The organism is Sphingobium sp. TomTYG74 (genome assembly GCF_055393875.1).
Genome location: NZ_AP027342.1, coordinates 626,675 through 647,920, shown reverse-complemented (window position 1 = coordinate 647,920; position 21,246 = coordinate 626,675). Strand labels below are relative to the sequence as shown.

The window sequence follows — 21,246 nt, the reverse complement described above, 5'->3', positions numbered from 1 at the left end:
GGACGCGCTTTCCCGTCAGAGCCGCTCGATGATGGTGACGTTGGCCTGGCCGCCGCCTTCGCACATGGTCTGGAGGCCATAGCGGCCGCCGGTGCGCTCAAGGGCGTTGAGAAGCGTCGTCATGAGCCGCGCGCCGGTGGCGCCGATCGGGTGACCAAGCGCGATCGCGCCGCCCTGCACATTGACCTTTTCGTGCGGGATAGCGAGTTCCTTCATCCAGGCCATGGTGACGCTGGCGAACGCCTCATTGCATTCGAAAAGGTCGATGTCGGCAATGCTCATGCCCGCCTTTTTGAGCGCATATTGCGTCGCCGGAATGGGGCCGGTCAGCATCCATACCGGGTTGGCGGCGCGAACCGACAGGTGATGGATGCGCGCGCGGGGCGTGAGACCATGGTCCTTCACCGCCTGCTCGCTGGCGATCAGCAGCGCGGCGGCGGCGTCGCAATTCTGGCTGGCTACCCCTGCGGTGATGATGCCGCCTTCATTGACCGGCTTCAATGACGCGAGGCCCTCCAACGATGTGGTCGGGCGGATAGTTTCGTCGCGGGCCAGGCCCTCAAGCGCCACCACTTCCTTGTCGAACCAGCCATTGTCCCAGGCCGCCTGCGCGCGCTGGTGCGACGCGAGCGCGAACTGCTCCATCGCTTCACGGCTGATGCCCCATTTGTCGGCGATCATCTCGGCGGACTTGATCTGGTTGACCTCTTCCATGCCATAGCGCTCGACCCAGCCCTTCGACCCGTGGAAGGGGCTGTCGAAGCCATATGCCGCGCCAGCGATCATCGCCGCCATGATCGGAATCTGGTTCATCGCCTGGCTGCCGCCCGCGACGACCAGATCCTGCGTGCCGCTCATCACGCCCTGCGCGGCGAAGTGGACGGCCTGCTGGGAGGAGCCGCACTGGCGGTCGACGGTGACGCCGGGCACTTCTTCAGGCAGGCCAGCGACCAGCCAAGCGGTGCGACCGATGTCGCCCGCCTGTCCGCCGATGGTTTCGGTGCAGCCCCACACCACGTCATCGACGCCCGCCGGATCGATGCCGGTGCGCTTCACCAGTTCGCGGATCGGGTGCGCGCCAAGGTCGGCGGGATGGACGGCGGCGAGGCTGCCCTTCTTGCGGCCGATGGGCGAACGGACGGCATCGACGATATAGGCTTCAGGCATGTTCAAGCTTCCTGCTTTTGTCCAGCGTCTCTGGCAAAGGTCTGGTCCGGCCCCATGGGCTGGGTGAAGATGCGCGTGGCGATGCGCGCGCGGTGAGTGGCGGGGGTGCCCCAGCTTTGCGTCAGGGCAAGGGCGCGTTTCAGGAACAGGTGGACGTCCACCTCCCAGCTATAGCCCATCGCGCCATGCACCTGGATCGAGGCTCGGGCGGCCTTGTCGGCGGCTTCGAGCGCGACCAGCTTGGCATGGCTGACGCGGGCGCGGGCTTGCGTGTCGCGCGCGCTGATTTCGGCGGCGGCGGCGGCGATCACGGGCTTGGCGAACTCGATCGCGACCTGGGCGGACGCCAGGTGATGCTTGACCGCCTGATAGCTGCCGATGGGCTTGCCGAACTGCTGGCGTTCCTTGGCATAATCGACGGCGAGGTCGACCGAACGCTGGGCAAGGCCGAGGCCAAAGGCGGCGTTGAAGAGGGCGGCGCGGTCGAAGGCGAGGTCCCAGTCGGCCTTGCCCAGAGCCGTCGCCTTCTCCTTGCTCCACTCGACCGAAAAGAGGCGGCGGAAGGGATCGATGCTCGGCTGCGCCGTCAGCGTCACCTGATCGGGCGTGGCGAGCCAGGCCTCGCCATCGGCATGCAGGAGGATGCCGCCTGCGCTGTCGGCATTGGCGACATAGGGGTTCGACGGATGCTGGATGGCGATCGTCGCATTGGGATCGCTGAGCAGTTCATGCTCGGGTGCCAACGCGGCAAGCAAGGGCGCGGCGACGCCTGCGCTCTCGATCAGCGGCTCAGGCAGAGCAACATAACCGGCCTCCTGCGCGATCAGGGCAAAGTCGGTCTCGGCAAGCCCGATGCCGCCCGCTTCTTCGGGCAGCAGCACCAGGGTGAGGCCGGTCTCGACGATCGAGGCCCAGCGCGCATCGTCGCGTGCGACGCCCGCTTCCATCATCTTGCGCCAATGATCGGGCGTGCAGCTGTCGGCGAACAGGGTTCGCGCCGTCTCGGCGAACATCAGCTGTTCATCGCTGAGGGTGAAATCCATTTCTCTGTTCCCCCTTAGCGCGGCAGGCCGAGCATGCGCTCGGCAATGATGTTGCGCTGAATCTCGTTGGAGCCCGCATAGATGGGTCCGGCGAGCGCGAAGATATAGTCGTCGATCCAGTCGACGGCCCCAGCGCCGGGCGCTTCGTGCGTCAGTTCGGCCTGCGGCCCCAATATGGCGAGCGCGGTTTGCGTCAGGTGAATGTCCAATTCCGACCAGAAAATCTTGTTGGTCGAGGCTTCCGGCCCGATCTTGGCGCCCGCCATCAGCCGCGATGCGGTCTGGTAGATGTTGAGCGCATAGGCGTCGGCATTCATGTGCGCGCGCACGACATCGGCTTCGAGCGCGGGGTCGGCGGTTTCCTTGTTCGCCTGCCACAGTTCCGCAAGCTTGCTTGCCGCCACCTGGTAGCGGGCGGGCGAGCGCAGCATGAGGCCGCGTTCAAAGCCTGCTGTCGCCATGCAGATATGCCAGCCCTGACCCTCGTCGCCGAGGCGATTGAAGGCGGGGACGCGGACATTTTCGAGGAAAATCTCGGCAAAACCGACATGGCCGTTGATCTTCTTGATCGCGTTGACCGTCACGCCCGGCGCGTTCAGCGGGAAGAAGATGAGGCTCATTCCCTTGTGGCGCTCGGAGCCCGGCTCGCGGAACAAGCCGAAGGCCCAGTCGGCGAACACCGCGCGGCTCGACCAGATTTTGTGGCCGTTGAGGATATAGTCGTCGCCATCCCGAACCGCCGTCGCGCGCACGCCGGCAAGGTCTGAGCCCGCCATCGGTTCGGACCAGGCTTGCGCCCAGATTTCCTCGCCCGACGCCATCTTGGGCAGGAAGCGCTGCTTCTGCTCATGGGTGCCGAATTCGATCAGCGTCGGACCCAGCAGGAAAATGCCATTCTGGTTGACGCGGCCCGGCGCACCCGCGCGATAATATTCTTCCTCGAAAATCAGCCACTGGATGAGGTCAAGGCCGCGCCCGCCATATTCCTTGGGCCATGTCACCATGCCCCAGTCGCCGGACTTCAGGGTCTTTTCCCATTGGCGGTGGGCCTCGAAACCCTCGCGCGTGGCGTCGAAATGCTCCAGCGGCTCGCCGGGCACATGGGCTTCGAGCCAGGCGCGGACTTCGGCGCGGAACGCCTGCTGCTCGGGGGTGTAAGTGAGGTCCATCAGAATTTCGCCGCGCCCTTGTTCTCCACGAAGGCGTCGCGCGCCTTCTGGCTGTCTTCATGCATGTACATTTCGAGCGTGAAGCCTTGTTCGATCCGGTAATGGGCCGAGGGGTCGGTGGGCTCGATCAGGTTGAGCGCCTGCTTGGCGATGACCAGCGCGGCGCGGCTCTTGGACGCGATCACCTCGCAAAAGGCGTAGGCCTCGTCCCTGAGCTGCTCCAGCGGCACCACCTTGTGCACCGAACCGTGACGGTAGGCGTCTTCCACCGGAATGCGCCCGCCGGTGAAGAAATTGGCGCGCACCATCTGGACCGGGAGCATGCGGCTCATGAAGGCCGCGCCGCCCATCGCGCCGCGATCGATCTCAGGCAGCGAGAAATAGGCCCCCTCCGCCGCGATCAGCGCGTCGCACGCGCCCGCGATATTGACGCCGCCGCCGATAACGAAGCCATGCAGCGCGCCCACCACGGGGATCGCGCATTCGCGGATCGCCTTGAAGGTCAGGTAATTATCCTTGTTCAATTTGGCGATGCGCTCGGGGTGGGCCGCCATCTCCTTGATGTCGACGCCGCCGCAGAAGCCCCGGCCTTCCGCGCGGATCAGGATGCACTTCACATCTTCGTTCGCCGCAGCTTCGTAAACCATGGCCGGGATCGATTCCCAACCCTTGGTGTCGAAGGCGTTGACCGGGGGATGGTCGAACAGGATTTCGGCGATGGCGCCCTTGATGGTCAGCGTGATCGGCATCTTTTAAGTCCCTTTTCCTCAGGCGGCGCTGGCGGTTTCGCGGCCCATCGCGGCGAGCGCGGCCAGGCGGTCATGCGCCTCTTCGACGATGCGGTCGACCAGCTGTTGGCAGGTCGGGACCTCGCTAATCCGCCCGCCCACGACGCCGGTCGCCATCACGCCATGTTCGATGTCGCCATCGACCACCGCCTTCTGGATCAGCATCGGCATGGTCGCGGCCATCATCGCCTGCTTCAATGGCATCGCGCCATGCGCGGTCATGCCGCGCGCCGACTTGATGAAATCCATCCAGCTCGCGCCGGTCTGCTTCTTCATCGCCATGCCCGCCTCGATCGCGCGCAGCCACATGCCCAATGACCCGGACTTTTCGATCCGGTCCATCAGCTTGGTGCGGACCATCCGCTGCGGGATGCCGTCGAGCTTGGTGGTGACGACGATCCGGTCGGTCGAGGCTTTGAGATATTCCGCCTTGGCGCTGTCAGGCACCGGGCTTTCCTTGGTCAGCAGGAAGCGCGTGCCCATGGCGATGCCGACCGCGCCATAGGCAAGCGCGGCGGCAAGGCCGCGCCCGTCGGCAAAGCCGCCGCTGGCGATCACCGGCACGTTCACTGCGTCCAATACTTGGGGAAGCAGCACGGTGGTCGGCACCGACCCCGTATGCCCGCCGCCTTCGCCGCCCTGTACATTGACCATGTCGACGCCCAGTTCGACCATCTTCTGCGCATGTTTGACCGCGCCGACGGTGGGGATGCACAGGATGCCCGCATCCTTGAAACGGCCGATCATCTTGGTATTGGGGCCACGGCCAAAGCTGACCGCGCGCACCTGATCCTTGTTGGCGAGGATCAGCTCGACAATCTGGTCGGCGCCGGGCTGAAAGCTGTGGAAGTTGACGCCGAAGGGCTTGTCGGTGCCTTTGCGCACGGCGAGGATTTTTTCGCGCGCTTCGTCCGGCGTCATCACCGCTGCGCCCAGAAAACCGAACGCGCCTGCATTGCTCGACCCGATCACCAGCGAAGGCTCGGCGACCCAGCCCATCGCGGTCTGGATGATCGGCCAGCGGCAGCCAAGCCGTTCGGTCAATATGGTGTGCAGCGGATCGCCCATCATTCGCTCGCCTGTTTCTTATTCGCTTCCGCCATCTTCTTGGCGTCCAGGCCCGCGATCGAGCTGCCCTGGACCAGGTCATTCTGGGCATGGGCGAAATGGTGCATATGATATTGCGCCTCCATCGCGTTCCTCTTGCCCATCAGCTCCTCGACATGGTTGATCGCCTGCTTGGTGAGCCAGTTGCCGAGGCGCGGCTGCGCCACCAGCTTGGCCGCGAGTCCCGCGACGGTCTCGCGCAGCGCCTCGCGCGAGACGATCTTGTTGACCATGCCGAAGCTCTCGGCCCTTTGCGCGCTCATTCGTTCGCCCAAAAGGAGGAATTCCTTGGCGACGCGCGGGGGGAGCTCATAGGCATGGGCGAAATATTCAACGCCCGGTATCCCCATGCGGTTGACCGGGTCCTGGAAGAAGGCGTCGTCGGTGGCGACGATGAGGTCGCACACCCAGGCGAGCATCAGCCCGCCCGCGACGCACGCGCCCTGCACCATCGCGATGGTCGGCTTGGGCGCGTCGCGCCAGCGGCGGCACATGCCGACATATTGCTCCTTCTCGCGGGTATAGAGCAATTCAGCGGCGGGCTTGTTGACATGGCCGGGCACCAGCAGCCGGTTCTCGAAATGCTGGTGCACGTCGCGGCCGGGCGTGCCGATGTCGTGGCCTGCCGAGAAATGCTTGCCGTTGCCGCCCAGCACGATCGCGCGCACATCGTCATCGTTCACGGCGCGCACGAACGCGTCATCAAGCGCATAGGTCATCTGGCCGTTCTGGGCATTGTTGAAGCCCGGACGGTTCATCATGATCCATGCGACGTTGTCGATCACCTCATAGGTGACCGGCTCGTCCGTCTCGTAAACAATGTCGACCTGCTGCGGTTCGACCAGGCGGTCGGTCTCGTTCATCTCAGGCTGCCCTTCTGTCTCCGGCCGGGTTGTCCTTGAACACGGTGGCACGGACGTTGTTCGGGTCGATCTTGGCGATCAGTTCCAGCTGCTCGGCCGTCGGTGCAGGGGTGGTCGGGATTTCGCCATCGACCTTTGCCAGCGGGAAGCCGGTATTGTCCTGTACCTCCTCGAAGGTGACGCCCGGATGCAGCGAGATCACGCGGATCTGGTGATCGGGGCCGCCAAAATCCATCACGCACAAATTGGTGATGATGCGGCGCAGGTCCAGACCCTGGGGCGGACCGCCATTGCGGTAGCGCGCCGGGTTGTAGCCCGCCATGCAGACGAAATCGACTTCGCCTTCCACGAACGCACGCTTGTTGTGGTTCTGGAAGAAGAAGCTGTTGGGATGGCTGATCGAATTGCCCGGAAAACCGCGCGCGCCCAGCATCGCTGCCTTGGGCTTCTTATGATCGCCGATCACCGAAATGTTCGCCTGGCCGAAGCGGTCGATCTGCACCGGCCCGACCAGTGCGTGACGGCGTCCGCTCCACAGCGCGGAAAACACGCGGTCATAATTGGCGATGCCTTCGAACTCAGGCTCGGCGGTACGCTTACCGGGGCCGACTGGCTCGCTGGTGTACCAGGCCTCGCCATCGGTGGTCTGGATCGCGGGCGCAAAGCTCAGCTTGGCCAGACCCGCACCGATGCGGGGCAGGGGGCCGATGCCGGTCGCCATCACTTCACCATCGTCGCGCCAGACTTCGGCGCAGGCGGCGATGACCAGTTCGGCGAGCGAATAGCTATTCTGGGTCATGTCAGTCTCGCTCAGTAAATGGGGACGGGCAGTTGCTTGACGGCGTCCGCGCCGCCGATCGCTGCCTGATAATCAGCTTCGGACACGTCGATATATTTCGCCTTATACTCGGCCCACGCTTCGGGCGAGGCGGCGCTTTCGACATAGGTCTTGATGTGCTTGAGATCGAGCTGATAGTCGGGATCGGCGCTCGACGGATGCGCGCCCAGCGGCGCCTCGGCCACGCCGGTGATCATCGCCCGCTCGACCAGATTGTAGCGGCTGTTCTTCTTCATATCGAGCTGCGCCGTCGGTACGATCTTCTCGACCGTGGCGTAGCTCCTGGTTGCCGCACGCACCAGCAGTTCGTCGAACAGCGCGTCCTTGCTCAGCGTCAGGAGGTTGCCGCGCTCGTCGGAACGGTGGGCGTGGATCAGCGCGATGTCGGGCACCAGCGCGGGCATGGCGACGAATTCCTCGCCATCGGCATAGGGGCTCTTCACGAATTTGAAGTCGAAGCCGTCTTGCGTGATGATGTCGGTGCCGATGCCGACGCGGGTCGGCAGGAAGGGCAGCTTCATCGCGCCTGCGCGCAGGCCCCAATGATACATGCCTTCGTCCAGCTCCAGCACCTCGAAGCTGCCTGCCTGGCGGGCGTTGCGGAAATGCGGCTCAAGCGGATAATGGTCGAGGCTGGCAAAGGCGAAGACCAGCTTTTTGATCTTGCCGGTGGCGGCGAGCAGGCCGATGTCCATGCCGCCATAGCCCGCCATGACGGTGAGGTCTTTCAGGTTCGACCGGGCGATGGCGCGAATGAGCGCCATGGGCTTGCGGCGCGTGGCCCACCCGCCGATGCCGATGGTCATCCCGTCGGAAATCTGGTCGACGATGTCGTCCACCGTCATGCGCTTGTCGAGCATAATGTCAGTCATCCTTTTGCGTCAGTCCTGCTCATGAGCCCATTTATGGCCCCAGTCGCTTACAGAAAGGCTGGTGGTGGGGACCCATGTCGCCGGGTCTATTACCAGGCCGTTCCAGCCATATTCGATGTCAAATCCACCCGGCGTCTGCATGTAGAAGCTGGTCATCTTGTCGTTGACATGACGGCCAAGCGTCGCCGAGAGCGGCACCTTGCCCTTGCTCTTCAAGACCCGGTCATAGGCGCGGCCGACATCCTCAAGGGAGCCGACCTCGAGCATCATGTGGACAGCGCCATTGGGGCTTTCAGGCAGCTGGCCGAGCGCCAGGCTGTGATGGCGCGGGTTGCAGTGCAGGAAAGCAAAGCCCACGCCCGGATCGTCTGCGCCGCCGCCCATCAGGTAGAAGCGGCCAAGGTCGGTGTCGCCAAAGCCCATGACGTCCTTGTAGAAGCTGTGGGTCTCGTCGAAATTGGGGGCGGTCAGCACGACATGGCCCATCCCCATGTCGCCGTCCGCGCCGTCCGGGCTGCCGGTGACGAAACGGCTGACGCCTGCGGGCGAGACGAAGGGGGCATAGTCGACGAAGCGGCCGTAGAAGATTTCCATCGGATTGCCCGCAGGGTCCGATGAACGGGCCAGTTCATAGACCTGACGGCCACGTGCTTCCATGACGCCCGCCCGTTCCACCGGACGGCCTGCTGCCTCGAGGCGGGTCAGCACCGATTCGAAGGCGTCACGATTCGCGCATTCCCAGCCCGGCGCCACGAAGCGGTCGGCCGCGCCTTTCTGCACCATGAGGCGCCAGGGCCGGTCGTCCATGCGGAACAGTGCGACGTCTTCGTCCGGCGAAGGAGCCGCCATCAGTCCTGCGATATTGCAGGCAAAATCCTGCCACGGCCCGAGCTCCCGCGCCTCGATCACCACATAGCCTAGCGATATCACTGCCATTTCAAGCGCCTCGCCTTCTTTCCTGTCTGCCAGCCATGCTCTGCCGCAGAGCGTTGCAAAATGACCTTCCCCATACGCATATGGCAAGCGCTGCCGCCTGTTTTGCACTTGCTGGGGGAGGCGCAGTTAAGCGCGCTCACGAGCTTATGGCAATTCGTTCCCAATCCGCCTATAAGCAACGGCCCAAATGCGCAAGCCCTGTTTGCCTTGACAGTTTGCGTAATAGCAGTTTACATAATCTACGCATATAGCAAATCTGAAGCAGAGTCGCCTACAATGGAGAAGATCATGACCGGGGCAGTAGCAAGCCGACCCATTGACGAGGCGAATGCCGGGATACCTTCGCCCGAAAGCCTGATCGCTAAGGCCAAGGCGATGATCCCGGTGCTGCGCCAGCGCGCGCGCGCCTGCACCATCGCCCATGACGTGCCCCCCGAGACCGTCGCCGAGATGAAGGCGGCCGGCTTCTTCCGCGTGCTCCAGCCCAAGCGCTACGGCGGCTATGAGATGCACCCCAATGTCTTCTTCGAGATCCAGAAGGCGTTGGCGCAAGGCTGCATGTCGACAGGCTGGATCTACGGCGTGCTGGGCTGCCACCCCTATGAACTCGCCCTCTTCCATGACGAGGCGCAGAAGGAAGTGTGGGGCGATAACCCCGACATGCTCGTCTCCTCCACCTATCAGCCGGTCGGCAAGGTGGAAAAGGTCGAAGGCGGCTTCTATCTTTCGGGCCGCTGGGGCTTCTCGTCGGGCTCCTCCCATTGCGGGTGGGTGCTGCTTGGCGCGATCAACTTCGACACCGATGGCGGCCCGCCCGACATGCGCACCTTCCTCTTGCCGCGTTCCGACTATCAGGTGATCGAGGGCACCTGGGACACGTTCGGCCTCCAGGGCACCGGCAGCTTCGACATCCTCGTCGAGCGCGTGTTCGTGCCCGAACATCGCACCCACAGGGCCAGCGACGGCTTTGCCGGGACCAATCCGGGCCAGGAAACCAACACCTCCCCGCTCTACCGCATCCCCTGGGCGCAGCTCTTCATCCGCTCGGTCTCCAGCGCCGCCTTTGGCGGCATCCGCGCCGCCACTGGCGCTGCGATGGAGATCATGGGCAGCCGCGTCTCGACCAACACCGGCAAGGCGTCCAAGGCCGACCCCCATCTCCACGCCGCCATCGCCCGCGCGATCGCCGAGACCAATGAGATGGAACTGACGCACAGGACCACGTTCAACGAGCTGATGGGTTATGCCGAGCGCAACGAGCCGGTGCCGATGGAAAAGCGCGCGCTCTTTGCCTATCAGTCCGCCAGCGTCGTGCGCCGCATGGCCGAGCTCGCCGACGGCATGGTCAAGCTGCTGGGCGGCCGGGCGGTCTATATGTCGAGCCCGATCCTCCAGCCCTGGCTCGACCTCCACGCCGCGCGCGCCCATGTCGCCAATGACCCGGCCAACCGCACCAGCGACGTCATCGGCACGATCAATGGCGAACCGCCCGCCTTCACCTTCATCTGACCATCTGGCATCTGACCATCTGGCATCTGATCGGCGTCGGTCACCGGCATCTGGCACAGGCAAAAAAAGAGGATTGCCCATGGGCAGTGAATTGATCCGCAAGAGCTACAATGTTGCGGGCGGCTATGAGATTTCGATCGCGGAAATTGCGGGCGCGCCAGCCAATGCGCCCATCGTCATCTTCATCCATGGCAGCGGTCCCGGCGCGTCGGGCGCGTCCAACTTCCGCAACAATGCGCAAGTGTTCGCCGATGCGGGCTATCGCGTCATCCTGCCCGACCTCATCGGCTATGGCGCCTCGTCCAAGCCCGAGACCGACTATCCGCTCGAGCTGTTTACCCAGACCCTGCTCGATGCGCTTGGCCAGCATGGGATCAGCGGCGGCCACCTCATCGGCAACTCGCTGGGCGGCGGCATCGCCCTCCAGATCGCGCTCGACCATCCCGAGTTCACCATCGGCAAGCTCGTCCTGATGGCGCCGGGCTGCGTGGCTGAACAATCAAGCTATTTCACCATGCCCGGCATCGCCAAGATGCGCTCGGGCTTTGGCAGCCCTGAATTCAACATCGAGGAACAGCGCCGCCTGATCGGCAACCTCATGCATCCCTCGTCCGCGCACCACATCACCGACGCGCTGGTCGAGGAACGCTTCGCGGTCGCGCGCACCCAGCCCAAGGATGTGCTCGCCCGCGTCAAGACCCCCGACCTTGGGCCGCGCCTGGGCGAGGTCACCCAGCCCATCTTCGTCCTCTGGGGCCTCAATGACGAATTCTGCCCCGAAAGCCACGCGCGTCTCTTCCTCGACGCCTGCCCTGACGTTCGCTGCCTCACCTTCTCGCAGACCGGCCATTGGGTGCAGGTCGAGCGGACAGAAGAGTTCAACCGCTACTCACTGGACTTCCTGAAGAATGGCTGACGCTGCTCCTGCGCAATCCGTGCCTGTTCCAGAGCCCGTCGATGTCACCGCTGGTCTGAAGGGCGCGATGCGCCGCCTGCCCTCGGGCGTGGCGATCGTCACCGCGCTGGGCGAGGGCAAGACGCCGGTCGGCATGGCCGCAACCTCGATCACCTCGCTTACCATGGACCCGCCCGCCGTGCTCGTCTGCGTCAACCAGACGGCCGGCATCCACGCCCATCTCTCGCCCGGCTGCCCGGTCAGCATCAACCTCCTCTCGCGCCACCAGCGCGAAGTGTCGGCAGCATTCGGAGGTGCGGTGGCGCGCGAGGCACGCTTTGGCGTGGGGCAATGGACCCCCGATGCCCATGGCCTCCCCATCCTCGATGAAGCGCAGGCCAACCTCTCCTGCACGATCGAGAGCATGACCCCCTTTGGCACCCACAGCATCGTCATCGCCCGGGTCAAGGCGGTGCGTCTGTCCGACGCGGTCGATCCCCTCATCTTCCAGGACGGAGCCTATCTGTGAGCGAGACGCTGAACGAAACATTGGCGGACGAGCTCTACCGCGCGCTGCGGGACAAGCGCACCGTGCCGCCGCTCATCGCGCGGCACCCTGAGCTGACGATCGATGATGCCTATGCGATCTCGCTGGGCGCGCTCGACAAGCGCAAGGCGGACGGCGAAAAGGTCATCGGCAAGAAGATCGGCGTTACCTCCAAGGCCGTGCAGGACATGCTGGGCGTGCACCAGCCCGATTTCGGTTTCCTGACCGACCGGATGTTTATCGAGGGCGATATCGATGTCGCGGCAAACGGCCTGATCGCGCCGCGCGCCGAGGCCGAGATCGGCTTCATCCTGAAAGACAGCCTCAAGGGGCCGGGCGTCACGGCCGAGGACGTGATCGCCGCGACACAGAGCATCGTCCCCTGTTTCGAGATCGTCGACAGCCGCATCCAGGACTGGAAGATCGGCATCGTCGACACCGTTGCCGACAATGCCTCCTGCGGTGTCTATGTGCTGGGCGAGGCCCGCGCGAACCCGCGTGACCATGACCTCCCCAATCTCCACGTCACCGTGACCAAGAACGGGCAGCCGCTCTCCGAAGGCCATGGCCATGCGGTGCAGGGTTCGCCAGCGCAAGCGGTCGCCTGGCTCGCCAATACGCTCGGCGCCTATGGGGTAACGCTCGACGCCGGCGATGTGATATTGTCAGGGAGCCTGGTGCCGCTCGAACCGGCACAGGCGGGAGATGTGTTCGAGATGCAGCTCCACGGGGTTGGCAGCTGCACCGCGCGCTTTATCTGAAGATTTATGAAGAGGGTATCGCTGGCACGCGATGCTGTGAGGAGTATCTGATGACGGGCAAGGTCAAGGCGGCGATCATCGGGTCGGGCAATATCGGCACCGACCTCATGATCAAGATGATCAAATATCCGCAGAATATGGAGCTGGTGGCCGTGGTCGGCATCGACGAGGCGTCCGAAGGGCTCGCCATGGCGCGCGAGCGCGGCGTCGCCACCACCCATGAGGGGCTTGAAGGCCTCATGAAGATGGACGTTTACCCCGAGATCGGCATCGTGTTCGACGCAACCTCGGCCTACGCCCACAAGGTGCATGACGAAGCGCTGCGCAAGGACGGCAAGCAGGTCGTCGACCTCACCCCCGCCGCGATCGGCCCCTACACCATCCCCACGGTCAATGGTGAAGCCAATCTCGACGCCGGGAACGTCAACATGGTGACCTGTGGCGGCCAGGCAACGATCCCGATGGTCGCCGCCGTCAGCCAGGTCGCGACGGTGCATTATGCCGAGATCGTGGCCTCGGTCTCCTCGCGCTCGGCAGGCCCTGGCACCCGCGCCAATATCGACGAGTTCACCCGCACGACTGCTGGCGCCATCGAAAAGGTCGGCGGCGCGGCGCAGGGCAAGGCGATCATCATCCTCAATCCCGCCGAACCGCCGATGATCATGCGCGACACGGTGTTCACTTTGTCCGAAGGCGCCGACGAGGAAACCATCCGCGCCTCGGTCGAAGCGATGGTGAAAAAGGTGCAGGCCTATGTGCCAGGCTATCGCCTCAAGCAGGACGTGCAGTTCGAGCGCTTTGGCGACAATAACAAGCTCACGATTCCTGGCCGCGGCGAGTTCACCGGGATCAAGACCATGATCCTGCTCGAGGTCGAAGGGGCGGGCGACTATCTCCCCAGCTATTCGGGCAATCTCGACATCATGACCGCCGCCGCCAAGGCGACCGGCGAGCTGCTCGCGCAGCGCATCGCCCAGGGCAAGACGGTCGCCGCTTGAAGCGCGCGCCCACGGAGTATCAAGACATGACCAGCACATTCAACGTCGAGGCGGGCGACAAGCTCTATATCCAGGACGTCACCCTGCGCGATGGCATGCACGCCATCCGCCACATGTATGGCATCGACCATGTGAAATCGATCGCCAAGGCGCTGGACGATGCAGGCGTCGACGCGATCGAGGTCGCCCATGGCGACGGCCTCAATGGCGCGAGCTTCAACTATGGCTTTGGCGCGCATACCGATTGGGAATGGCTCGAAGCGGTCGCCTCGGTGCTGACCAAGTCGGTGCTCACCACGCTGATCCTGCCCGGCGTCGGCACGGTCGAGGAACTGCGCCGCGCCTATGATATCGGCGTGCGCTCGGTGCGGGTCGCGACCCATTGCACCGAGGCGGACGTCTCCAAGCAGCATATCGGCATTGCCCGCGATCTTGGCATGGACGTCTCAGGCTTCCTGATGATGAGCCATATGATCGAGCCGGACAAGCTCGCTAGCCAAGCCCTGCTCATGGAAAGCTATGGCGCGCAGTGCGTCTATGTGACCGACAGCGGCGGCGCGCTCGACATGGACGGGGTCAAGGCCCGGTTCGAAGCCTATGACCGGGTGTTGAAGCCCGAGACCCAGCGCGGCATCCACGCCCACCATAATCTCTCGCTTGGCGTCGCCAACTCGATCGTCGCCGCCCAATGCGGTGCGGTGCGGATCGACGCGTCGCTCACCGGCATGGGCGCGGGCGCTGGCAACGCGCCGCTCGAAGTGTTCATTGCCGCTGCCGAGCGCAAGGGCTGGAATCATGGCTGCGACGTCAATGCGCTGATGGACGCGGCCGAGGACCTCGTTCGTCCCTTGCAGGACCGGCCGGTCCGGGTCGATCGCGAAACCCTCGCGCTTGGCTATGCCGGGGTCTATTCCTCCTTCCTGCGCCACGCGGAAAAGGCCGCCGAAACCTATGGCCTCGACACCCGCGCCATCCTGGTTGAACTCGGCCGTCGCAAGATGGTCGGCGGACAGGAAGACATGATCGTCGATGTCGCGCTCGACATGCTGAAAGAACGCGCCTGACCCCATGCCGGGGCGGCCGCACGAGGCCACCCCGGCAGGCCAGCCAACCAACAAGAGGAGAGGATATGGCCGATAGACGCCTGTCGCTCGACCATATCACCGTCACCGACACCACCCCCTGGCAGCTTGCCGAGATCGCCGCAGAGGTGGGCTGCCAAGGCATCTGCCCGTTCCTCCATTCCATGGAGGTGTTGCCCGCCATGCCCAGCTACGACCTGGTGCGCGACCCGCAAGCGCTGCGCCAGACCCGCGCCGCGCTCGCCGCCACCGGGGTCAGCGTCGACCTCCTCTACCCCTTCACCATGGCAGGCCGCACCGATCCCGCCAGCTTCGCCCCCGCGCTCGAAACCGGCGCAGCGCTCGGCGCGCCGCTTGCCAATGTGCTCTGCTACGATCGCGATCCCATCCGCCGCACCGAAAGGCTCGACGAACTCGCCGAACTCGCCGCAAAGTTCGACATCGCGCTCGCTATCGAATTTTATCCCCCCTCCCAGGTCCAAAGCCTAAGCGCCGCCCTCGACGAAATAGCCCGCTCCGGCCGATCCGACATCAAGGTCACAGCCGACCTCCTCCACATCATGCGTGGACCCGAACCCCAAACCAGCTTCCCCCTCCTTGCCCATCCCGCCATCGCCATCGCCCAGATCTCCGACGGCCCAACAACCATCGATCCCAGCGAACTCGAACGCGAAGCCGGCATCCAGCGCCAACTCCCCGGACAAGGCGCGTTCAACATCCCAGCGTTCCTCCACGCCCTCAACCCCAGCACCCCAATCAGCGTCGAAATACCCCAGCAATACGCCATCGACAAAGGCTTCAACCCACAAAGGCGGGCAAAGTGGGCGGTGGATGCGGCACGGAGCGTGCTGGGATCGTGACGGCATTTCTGGGCTGTGCCCGAGAATTTTTTACATAGCTGAATTGCGCGGTTGTTACGCATCGGCTCGCTGAGCGACGATCTCTGTCACAATATTCGGCGAGGTTACGTGGTAGCGTTGCGTCCTCGCGAAAGGCGCCAAGGCGTATGCCGTCGGCTTCATACGCCTCAGGTGGCACTCTCCATTTCCACACGCTATACCTCCGTGGATCGACGGGAGTCATGGCGGCATGCAGATAAGGAATGGGCGGATTACAGCGCCGCCCTCATTGGACGCGCTGGACAATAATATCATCGAAATCTTGCGGACTAACGGACGAGCGACCAATCAGGATATTGCGCAGCAGCTATCGGTGACCGCTGCGACCGTTTCGGCACGGTTGCAGAAGATGGAAGACGCGCGCGCTATGCGCGTGGTCGCCGTGACCGACTTCGCCGCCAGGGGATATAATGTCATCCTGGCCGTGGGCGTCAGGGTGCAGGGGCGCGGCATTCAGGATGTGGGCCGCGATCTGGCGAAATTCCCCGAGGTGCTTAGCGTCAACGCCATGAACGGCGGGTATGACCTGGAACTGATGGTGGCGCTGCACGATTTTTCCGAGGTTCAGCAATTCCTCTACGATCATATTTCCGGCATCGAGGGTGTTGCCCATATCGATTCCGGTATCGCGGTGGATATCGTGAAATATGAATTCAATGTGGTGCCCTTGGGGCCGACCTGACTTTCACGGGGTCTGCCCTGCTGAGAGCGACGGCTTGGGCCTGATGGCGCAGGCGGCGGCGAGATCGTTGGTTACGTTGCCCACCGTGCGAAACAGGTCCGGTATCGCCTCGATCGCGAGGAGCAACGGCAGTGCTGTGACGGGAATGCCCGCAGCAATGCAGACAGGGGCGATCGTCGCGAAAAAGGATATTTGGGCCGGAAGACCTACTGCGCCAAGGCTGATGGGAACGGCGACGAGTGCGATCAGCGCGAGGGTTGCGGCCCCCGGAAGAACGCCGTGTACATGCCCGAGATAAATAGCGACGGCGACGTTTGCGGCTACGCTGGCCGCGCGGAACAGCGAAACCGCCATCGGCAGTACAATGGCAGCTGTTTCTTCGGGAACATTCAGCTTGCGGGCCGCATCCACCATCACCGGTAAGGTCGCGAGTGATGATTGGGTGCCCAGTGCTACCGCCTGAGCGGCCAAGGCCGATCGCCCAAAGCGCAACGGGGAGCGACCGCCTGCCAAAGCTGCCCAGATATAGGCGAGCAGCGTGGCGGCAAGGCAGCAGGCTATGACAACCGCTACATATTGGGCAAAGGCGCCGACCACGCCGACGCCCAGCTTCGCGCCCGCGCCGAATGCCAAGGCGGCTACGCCGACAGGTGCAACTGCCAGCACCCAACCCACGATAATCAGCATGGTTTCGACCAGTCCGCGCAGTAGTCCAAGCAGTGGATCGGCCAGGTCCGTGCTGATGCGGGAGATGGCGAAGCCGAAGAATATCGCGAATGTGACGAGCGGGACCATGGCAGTTTCGGCGGCGGCCTTCAGAGGATTTGCAGGAATGATTCCGCGAAACCATTCGCCTTGTGAAAGAGGGGGAGGGGAGGTGCCTCCGGCCTCCGCCAATCCTTGAGTGACAGGCCAGAGCCGCAACAGCCCTTCTGCCAATAATGCCGCTGTTATGGAGGCGGCGGCCAGCATCAGGGCGAAGAGGATGAGGACGCGGGTCGCGATGCTGCCAGCAGCGGCATTGCGGGAGGCGGAGGCGATGCCGGTGACGAGCAGGCCGAAGATCAGCGGAACCACCGTCATGGTTAGGGCATCGAGCCACAGACTGCCGATCGGCAGCAGGATTTTACCGACCAACTCCTGTGGCCGCCCGCTGGTGGCGATGCCTGCAATCAGGCCGATGAGAAGACCGGCAAGAAGGTGCAACGGCCGACCCTTCACCGCGATCAAGCTGCGCTGTCCTTTCGTTGGATGATCGCGGCTATGAGCGCGATGCGGTCGACATCGGAATAGGCCTGATTTTCCAATTCTTCGCCAAACACATCCGGGTCGATTTCGGTGTAGCGCAGTGCGCAGTTCCGCGCCGCCGCAAGATCGGCCAATCGCTCCTTCAGCTGGTCGCGGCCATCGACGATCGCGCTACCAGTGTAAAGGATGAAGCGCCCGTCAGCGGTCAGCCGGGGAAGGGCCTGCTGTGCCATCATCAGCGATACTTCAGCACCGTGCATGCCCCCGCCGTCACGATAGGCGCGGCCTGCGGCGTCCATGATATAAGGAGGGTTCGCGAGCAGGAGGTCGAACGTCCCATGTGTCGCGGACAGATCGCCGGTCTGGCGGAAGCGGGCCGTGATACCGGCGGCCTGCGCGTTGATGCGGGCGAGATAAAGCGCGAGGGGATTGATGTCGGTCATCAAAATATCGACAGCAGGGCAAAGATGACCGGCCACGATCCCGCCTACCCCAGCGCCCGTGCCGATATCGACAAGCCGCGCGCCTTTCTGCTGTGGGCATCGAGACAATTCATCGCTGATCAATCGCGCGAAACGGTAGCTGTCAGGCCCAAAGAATACCGCTTCCTGACAATCAGTCGGATAAGCGGAGTGAAGGAATAGGTCGTTCCCAAGCGACGACACGCGGAAGCGGCTTTTCACGCCGTCGTCACATCTTTCCAGTGCGTTGGCCTTTGTCAGGATGCGAGCAAGTTCCGCGTCCAGAAGCTTCGGATCGAACGGTAGCGACCAGCCGAAAATATCCCGCAGGTCATGGGCGGGCCGACGCGACGCTCGTTTGACAGCCCGTGCATGCGTGGCGGGCGTGGGCGTGACGAAACTATATCCACGGTTCTTCAGGACGTGTAGCAGATCAAGCAGAGCAGCGGCCCGGCCGTCGCCAGCCGCGATGTCCCCGTCCACGCTATCTTCTTCCGATGGCTCGAACGCCGCCGGTGCCCCCAACTCCATGTGCTCCATGCACGCTTCTCCCATCATGAGGGCAAAACGCGGTGAGTGGCGTGTCGGGTCCCGTTATCGCATTTCTCTGAGGGGTGGGAAGGTCAGCTGTCCATTTTTCTCAGGTTCGAACGGATGCCGTTCAGGAACAGTCCCGTGACCAACTGTGCATGCGCGGCCATTTCGCTGAGAGTAAGCGGAGGCTCGCCGAACAATAAGCGGCGTTGCCATTCGCCAAAGGCCATGGCGACGAATTGCATGGCGAAGCTGCGGCTTTCTGCGGCGGAGGCGCCTTCTTTCTCCAACATCGCCGCAACCGGACTGACCTGATACCTTTCAAACTGGTGACGAGCGAGCTTTCGCAGTTCGTCGAACTCTCCGCCTTCCCGGTAGATTAGCCGGGAAATGCGCATGCTACGGGTCGAGGAAAGCTGGCACTGCATTTCCGTCGCGTAGGTGACAAGGCGCGTGTGTAGGTCGCCCTTTAAGTCGGGGACGTCCGGCTGAAGTTGTGCGCCGGAATATTCAAGGCAGGCGGCAAAAAGCGCCAGCTTGTCGGGGAAATGATTGTAGAGGGTGCGGCTCGACACCTGCGCCTTTTCCGCGATGTCGCGCAAGGATGCCGCGTGAAAGCCCGCACGGGCAAATTCCTCCACCGCGATGAGAATCAGGTTCATGCGCTTCTGTTCGGCCGCCTCCGCCGTCGGGCGGCCCGCTCGCCTCTTGGTGCTCGTTTCATTCATCTTTTGCCTCGTCGCGCAGCGGAGGAGCAATGGCAAGCAGAGTTGTCATTGACCAATTACACACTAATGTGTAATATATTCTCATCGAGTCCGAAAGCGGGCACATATGAGGAGAAACAGGATGCACGAACGGGTGCTGGACACAAATGCCAGGGTCGATGCCGCGATCGATGCGCTGGACCCCACCATGGCGCTGATGGCGTTGATCCAGATGACCGGCAATCGGACGCTGCTGAACCACTATTGGGATGCGATCGACGGCCGCCAGGAAGATCTGGTGGAGACGTTCGTCGATATCCATGCGCACGAGGAGCGGCCGTCCATCGATCCGGCCGTGGTCGCCGAGATCCGCGATCGCCTGCGCGTGGCGGTAAAGTCCGGGAAGCCTCCGGTCATGCCACAGCTGGACCGGCCGATGTTCAAGCGGATGAGCCGTTTGCTGCTGGGCCAGGACCTTCCCGAAATGTCGGTGGATGTCGCGTTCCAGCATGCCGGGTTCACCACCGACACGCGCATTCGCAAGGCTGCCGATGTCCCGCCCGCCGATTTCAAGGTGCTGGTCGTGGGCGCGGGCATGATGGGCATCAACGCGGCCATCAAATTGCAGCAGGCCGGTTTTGACTTTACCGTGCTGGAGGCGATGGACACGGTGGGCGGCAACTGGCTGACCAACACCTATCCGGGCGCGGCGGTCGACACGCCGAGCCGCGTCTATTCCTTCTCCTTCGAGCCCAATGCTTCGTGGACGCAATTCTACCCGCGTGGCCCGGAATTCCTGTCCTATCTCGATCGCGTCACCGACAAATACGGCCTTCGCGACCGGATCCGGTTCGGCACCTGGGTCGAGGGTGCGGAATGGGACGAGAAGCGCAAGATCTGGACGGTGAAGGCGGTTCGGAACGGCAAGCCGGAAAGCCATGAGTGCAACGTCCTCATCATGGCGGTGGGACCCAACAACAATCCCAATTATCCCAAGGTGAAGAATCTCGACAGCTTCAAGGGGCCGGTCATTCATTCGGCCGCCTGGGACCATAATGTCGATCTGACGGGCAAGAAGGTCGTCCTGGTCGGCACGGGCTGTTCAGGCGTGCAGGTGGCGACGGCCATTGCCGACAAGGTCGGCGAACTGGTGATCGTGCAGCGCCAGCCGGAACATATCATCCCCAATCCGCAGGCGCATGCGCCGGTGGCCGAAATCGAGCGCTGGGCGATGGAATATGTGCCCTTCGTGGCGCAGTGGAAGCGGCTGCAAAGCCTGCACAGCCAGATGCGCGACATGCACGGCATGATCATGAAGGATGAGGATTATGCCGCGAAGACGGGCGGCTTTGGCCCGATCAACGATGGCATGCGGATGATGTGCGAAGGCTATCTGAAGAGCCATTTCCCGGACGATCCGGAAATGGTGAAGCTGTTGACACCCAACTTCCCGGTGTTTGCGAAACGGCCCATCCTGGATTGCGGTTTTTACGACACGCTCAAAAAGCCCAATGTGTCGATCGTGCGTGGCGAATTGGCCGAGGCCGAGCAGGACGCGGTGATCCTGGCCGATGGCACGCGGATCGAATGCGACGTGCTGTTGCTATCGACCGGCTATAATCTGCATTTTGGGCGGCAGTTCGACATTCGCGGCGCCGGCGGCGAAACTTTGACGGACGCGTTCGACCCGCATCCCTTCTCCTATGAAGGCATGCTGATCACCGGCTTCCCCAACTTCGTCTTCATGGGCGCGCCCTACAGCTATCTGGTCGCCAACCATGCGGTGGTGAGCGAGCAGCAGGTCCATTATATCATCGAACTGCTGCAATGGATGGTGGACGATCATCTGTCGTCCGTCGATGTCTCGCCAGAGGCGACGCAGGCGTTCATCGACGATGTCGACGCGAACCTGGCCAAGACCGCCTGGGTCCAGTGCGGCAGCGCCCATGGCTATTATCGCGACAAGGGCGCCGACGGGCAGAAGAAGGTCATCCTCGCCATCCCGCGCCACAACTCGCGCATCTGGCATGTCCTGCGCTCGCCCCGCGAAGAAGACTTCAACGTCACCCGCGCCGACGATGCCGTCAAGACCGCACCGCCCGAAATGGAAATGCTGACCATCTGATCAGGGGCAGCGGCG

Annotated in this window: 21 protein-coding genes; 9 read left to right on the top strand and 12 right to left on the bottom strand. The window is 63.3% G+C overall.

Features of this window, described 5'->3' with window-relative positions:
- Positions 1-15 precede the first annotated feature (15 nt).
- The 9 genes from ACZ5TB_RS15950 to ACZ5TB_RS15910 are packed head-to-tail and all read right to left on the bottom strand — an operon-like array spanning position 16 to position 8,783.
- The gene (locus ACZ5TB_RS15950; protein WP_464792671.1) at positions 16-1,167 is read right to left on the bottom strand and encodes an acetyl-CoA C-acetyltransferase; all 1,152 of its coding nucleotides are present in this window, start codon (positions 1,165-1,167) and stop codon (positions 16-18) included.
- Positions 1,168-1,169: 2 nt separating this feature from the next.
- Positions 1,170-2,210: an acyl-CoA dehydrogenase family protein gene (locus ACZ5TB_RS15945; protein ID WP_464792670.1), complete on the bottom strand. Its 1,041-nt coding sequence runs from the start codon at positions 2,208-2,210 to the stop codon at positions 1,170-1,172.
- A 14-nt stretch (positions 2,211-2,224) separates the two neighbouring features.
- The gene (locus ACZ5TB_RS15940; protein ID WP_464792669.1) at positions 2,225-3,379 is read right to left on the bottom strand and encodes an acyl-CoA dehydrogenase; all 1,155 of its coding nucleotides are present in this window, start codon (positions 3,377-3,379) and stop codon (positions 2,225-2,227) included.
- Positions 3,379-4,128 (bottom strand): enoyl-CoA hydratase family protein, encoded by a 750-nt coding sequence (locus ACZ5TB_RS15935; protein ID WP_464792668.1) that lies wholly within the window; start codon positions 4,126-4,128, stop codon positions 3,379-3,381. The genes ACZ5TB_RS15940 and ACZ5TB_RS15935 overlap by 1 nt, the downstream gene beginning before the upstream one ends.
- 18 nt (positions 4,129-4,146) lie before the next feature.
- Positions 4,147-5,235, bottom strand: a complete 1,089-nt coding sequence (locus ACZ5TB_RS15930) for an NAD(P)H-dependent flavin oxidoreductase (RefSeq protein ID WP_464793255.1) — start codon at positions 5,233-5,235, stop codon at positions 4,147-4,149.
- Complete coding sequence (locus ACZ5TB_RS15925) at positions 5,235-6,137, bottom strand: enoyl-CoA hydratase (RefSeq protein ID WP_464792667.1); 903 nt, start codon at positions 6,135-6,137, stop codon at positions 5,235-5,237. The genes ACZ5TB_RS15930 and ACZ5TB_RS15925 overlap by 1 nt, the downstream gene beginning before the upstream one ends.
- Before the next feature lies 1 nt (position 6,138).
- Positions 6,139-6,936, bottom strand: a complete 798-nt coding sequence (locus tag ACZ5TB_RS15920; protein ID WP_464792666.1) for a CoA-transferase subunit beta — start codon at positions 6,934-6,936, stop codon at positions 6,139-6,141.
- 11 nt (positions 6,937-6,947) lie between these two features.
- Positions 6,948-7,847: a CoA transferase subunit A gene (locus ACZ5TB_RS15915; RefSeq protein WP_464792665.1), complete on the bottom strand. Its 900-nt coding sequence runs from the start codon at positions 7,845-7,847 to the stop codon at positions 6,948-6,950.
- Between the two features lie 9 nt (positions 7,848-7,856).
- The gene (locus tag ACZ5TB_RS15910) at positions 7,857-8,783 is read right to left on the bottom strand and encodes a VOC family protein (protein WP_464792664.1); all 927 of its coding nucleotides are present in this window, start codon (positions 8,781-8,783) and stop codon (positions 7,857-7,859) included.
- 288 nt (positions 8,784-9,071) lie between these two features.
- On the opposite strand from ACZ5TB_RS15910, the gene ACZ5TB_RS15905 reads away from it, so the two are divergent.
- The 8 genes from ACZ5TB_RS15905 (at position 9,072) to ACZ5TB_RS15870 (ending at position 16,156) form a co-directional block, all read left to right on the top strand.
- On the top strand, positions 9,072-10,292 hold the full coding sequence (locus tag ACZ5TB_RS15905; protein WP_464792663.1) for an acyl-CoA dehydrogenase family protein: 1,221 nt from the start codon (positions 9,072-9,074) through the stop codon (positions 10,290-10,292).
- A gap of 79 nt (positions 10,293-10,371) precedes the next feature.
- The gene (locus ACZ5TB_RS15900; RefSeq protein ID WP_464792662.1) at positions 10,372-11,208 is read left to right on the top strand and encodes an alpha/beta fold hydrolase; all 837 of its coding nucleotides are present in this window, start codon (positions 10,372-10,374) and stop codon (positions 11,206-11,208) included.
- Complete coding sequence (locus ACZ5TB_RS15895) at positions 11,201-11,716, top strand: flavin reductase family protein (protein WP_464792661.1); 516 nt, start codon at positions 11,201-11,203, stop codon at positions 11,714-11,716. Before ACZ5TB_RS15900 ends, ACZ5TB_RS15895 begins: the two co-directional genes overlap by 8 nt.
- On the top strand, positions 11,713-12,495 hold the full coding sequence (locus tag ACZ5TB_RS15890; RefSeq protein WP_464792660.1) for a fumarylacetoacetate hydrolase family protein: 783 nt from the start codon (positions 11,713-11,715) through the stop codon (positions 12,493-12,495). The genes ACZ5TB_RS15895 and ACZ5TB_RS15890 overlap by 4 nt, the downstream gene beginning before the upstream one ends.
- A gap of 50 nt (positions 12,496-12,545) precedes the next feature.
- Positions 12,546-13,493 (top strand): acetaldehyde dehydrogenase (acetylating), encoded by a 948-nt coding sequence (locus tag ACZ5TB_RS15885; protein WP_464792659.1) that lies wholly within the window; start codon positions 12,546-12,548, stop codon positions 13,491-13,493.
- A gap of 26 nt (positions 13,494-13,519) precedes the next feature.
- A complete protein-coding gene (gene dmpG / locus ACZ5TB_RS15880) occupies positions 13,520-14,557 on the top strand; it encodes a 4-hydroxy-2-oxovalerate aldolase (protein ID WP_464780127.1) in 1,038 nt (345 codons plus the stop codon).
- Positions 14,558-14,622: 65 nt separating this feature from the next.
- Positions 14,623-15,435, top strand: coding sequence for a sugar phosphate isomerase/epimerase family protein (locus ACZ5TB_RS15875; RefSeq protein WP_464792658.1), 813 nt, complete (start codon positions 14,623-14,625; stop codon positions 15,433-15,435).
- A 229-nt stretch (positions 15,436-15,664) separates the two neighbouring features.
- Positions 15,665-16,156 (top strand): Lrp/AsnC family transcriptional regulator, encoded by a 492-nt coding sequence (locus ACZ5TB_RS15870; protein WP_464792657.1) that lies wholly within the window; start codon positions 15,665-15,667, stop codon positions 16,154-16,156.
- 3 nt (positions 16,157-16,159) lie between these two features.
- On the opposite strand, the gene ACZ5TB_RS15865 is transcribed toward ACZ5TB_RS15870, so the two are convergent.
- From ACZ5TB_RS15865 to ACZ5TB_RS15855, 3 genes are all read right to left on the bottom strand, one after another.
- Positions 16,160-17,377, bottom strand: coding sequence for a dicarboxylate/amino acid:cation symporter (locus ACZ5TB_RS15865; protein ID WP_464793267.1), 1,218 nt, complete (start codon positions 17,375-17,377; stop codon positions 16,160-16,162).
- 5 nt (positions 17,378-17,382) lie between these two features.
- Entirely contained in the window at positions 17,383-18,396 is a 1,014-nt protein-coding gene (locus ACZ5TB_RS15860; protein ID WP_464792656.1) for a methyltransferase, read from the bottom strand.
- A 92-nt stretch (positions 18,397-18,488) separates the two neighbouring features.
- Positions 18,489-19,127 carry a TetR/AcrR family transcriptional regulator gene (locus ACZ5TB_RS15855; RefSeq protein ID WP_464780130.1) on the bottom strand — a complete coding sequence of 213 codons (639 nt, stop codon included), beginning with the start codon at positions 19,125-19,127 and terminating at the stop codon, positions 18,489-18,491.
- 121 nt (positions 19,128-19,248) lie between these two features.
- Here ACZ5TB_RS15855 and ACZ5TB_RS15850 point away from each other — a divergent pair, with 121 nt between their 5' ends.
- Positions 19,249-21,231 carry a flavin-containing monooxygenase gene (locus ACZ5TB_RS15850; RefSeq protein WP_464792655.1) on the top strand — a complete coding sequence of 661 codons (1,983 nt, stop codon included), beginning with the start codon at positions 19,249-19,251 and terminating at the stop codon, positions 21,229-21,231.
- Positions 21,232-21,246 lie beyond the last annotated feature (15 nt).

Coding starts and splice junctions, on each gene's coding strand:
- ACZ5TB_RS15855 (WP_464780130.1), bottom strand. CDS start 19,127: ATGAATGAAACGAGCACCAAGAGGCGAGCGGGCCGCCCGACGGCGGAG.
- ACZ5TB_RS15905 (WP_464792663.1), top strand. CDS start 9,072: ATGACCGGGGCAGTAGCAAGCCGACCCATTGACGAGGCGAATGCCGGG.
- ACZ5TB_RS15900 (WP_464792662.1), top strand. CDS start 10,372: ATGGGCAGTGAATTGATCCGCAAGAGCTACAATGTTGCGGGCGGCTAT.
- ACZ5TB_RS15885 (WP_464792659.1), top strand. CDS start 12,546: ATGACGGGCAAGGTCAAGGCGGCGATCATCGGGTCGGGCAATATCGGC.
- ACZ5TB_RS15860 (WP_464792656.1), bottom strand. CDS start 18,396: ATGGAGTTGGGGGCACCGGCGGCGTTCGAGCCATCGGAAGAAGATAGC.
- ACZ5TB_RS15850 (WP_464792655.1), top strand. CDS start 19,249: ATGCACGAACGGGTGCTGGACACAAATGCCAGGGTCGATGCCGCGATC.
- ACZ5TB_RS15895 (WP_464792661.1), top strand. CDS start 11,201: ATGGCTGACGCTGCTCCTGCGCAATCCGTGCCTGTTCCAGAGCCCGTC.
- ACZ5TB_RS15875 (WP_464792658.1), top strand. CDS start 14,623: ATGGCCGATAGACGCCTGTCGCTCGACCATATCACCGTCACCGACACC.
- dmpG (WP_464780127.1), top strand. CDS start 13,520: ATGACCAGCACATTCAACGTCGAGGCGGGCGACAAGCTCTATATCCAG.
- ACZ5TB_RS15920 (WP_464792666.1), bottom strand. CDS start 6,936: ATGACCCAGAATAGCTATTCGCTCGCCGAACTGGTCATCGCCGCCTGC.
- ACZ5TB_RS15925 (WP_464792667.1), bottom strand. CDS start 6,137: ATGAACGAGACCGACCGCCTGGTCGAACCGCAGCAGGTCGACATTGTT.
- ACZ5TB_RS15940 (WP_464792669.1), bottom strand. CDS start 3,379: ATGGACCTCACTTACACCCCCGAGCAGCAGGCGTTCCGCGCCGAAGTC.
- ACZ5TB_RS15915 (WP_464792665.1), bottom strand. CDS start 7,847: ATGACTGACATTATGCTCGACAAGCGCATGACGGTGGACGACATCGTC.
- ACZ5TB_RS15870 (WP_464792657.1), top strand. CDS start 15,665: ATGCAGATAAGGAATGGGCGGATTACAGCGCCGCCCTCATTGGACGCG.
- ACZ5TB_RS15945 (WP_464792670.1), bottom strand. CDS start 2,210: ATGGATTTCACCCTCAGCGATGAACAGCTGATGTTCGCCGAGACGGCG.
- ACZ5TB_RS15930 (WP_464793255.1), bottom strand. CDS start 5,235: ATGGGCGATCCGCTGCACACCATATTGACCGAACGGCTTGGCTGCCGC.
- ACZ5TB_RS15950 (WP_464792671.1), bottom strand. CDS start 1,167: ATGCCTGAAGCCTATATCGTCGATGCCGTCCGTTCGCCCATCGGCCGC.
- ACZ5TB_RS15935 (WP_464792668.1), bottom strand. CDS start 4,128: ATGCCGATCACGCTGACCATCAAGGGCGCCATCGCCGAAATCCTGTTC.
- ACZ5TB_RS15910 (WP_464792664.1), bottom strand. CDS start 8,783: ATGGCAGTGATATCGCTAGGCTATGTGGTGATCGAGGCGCGGGAGCTC.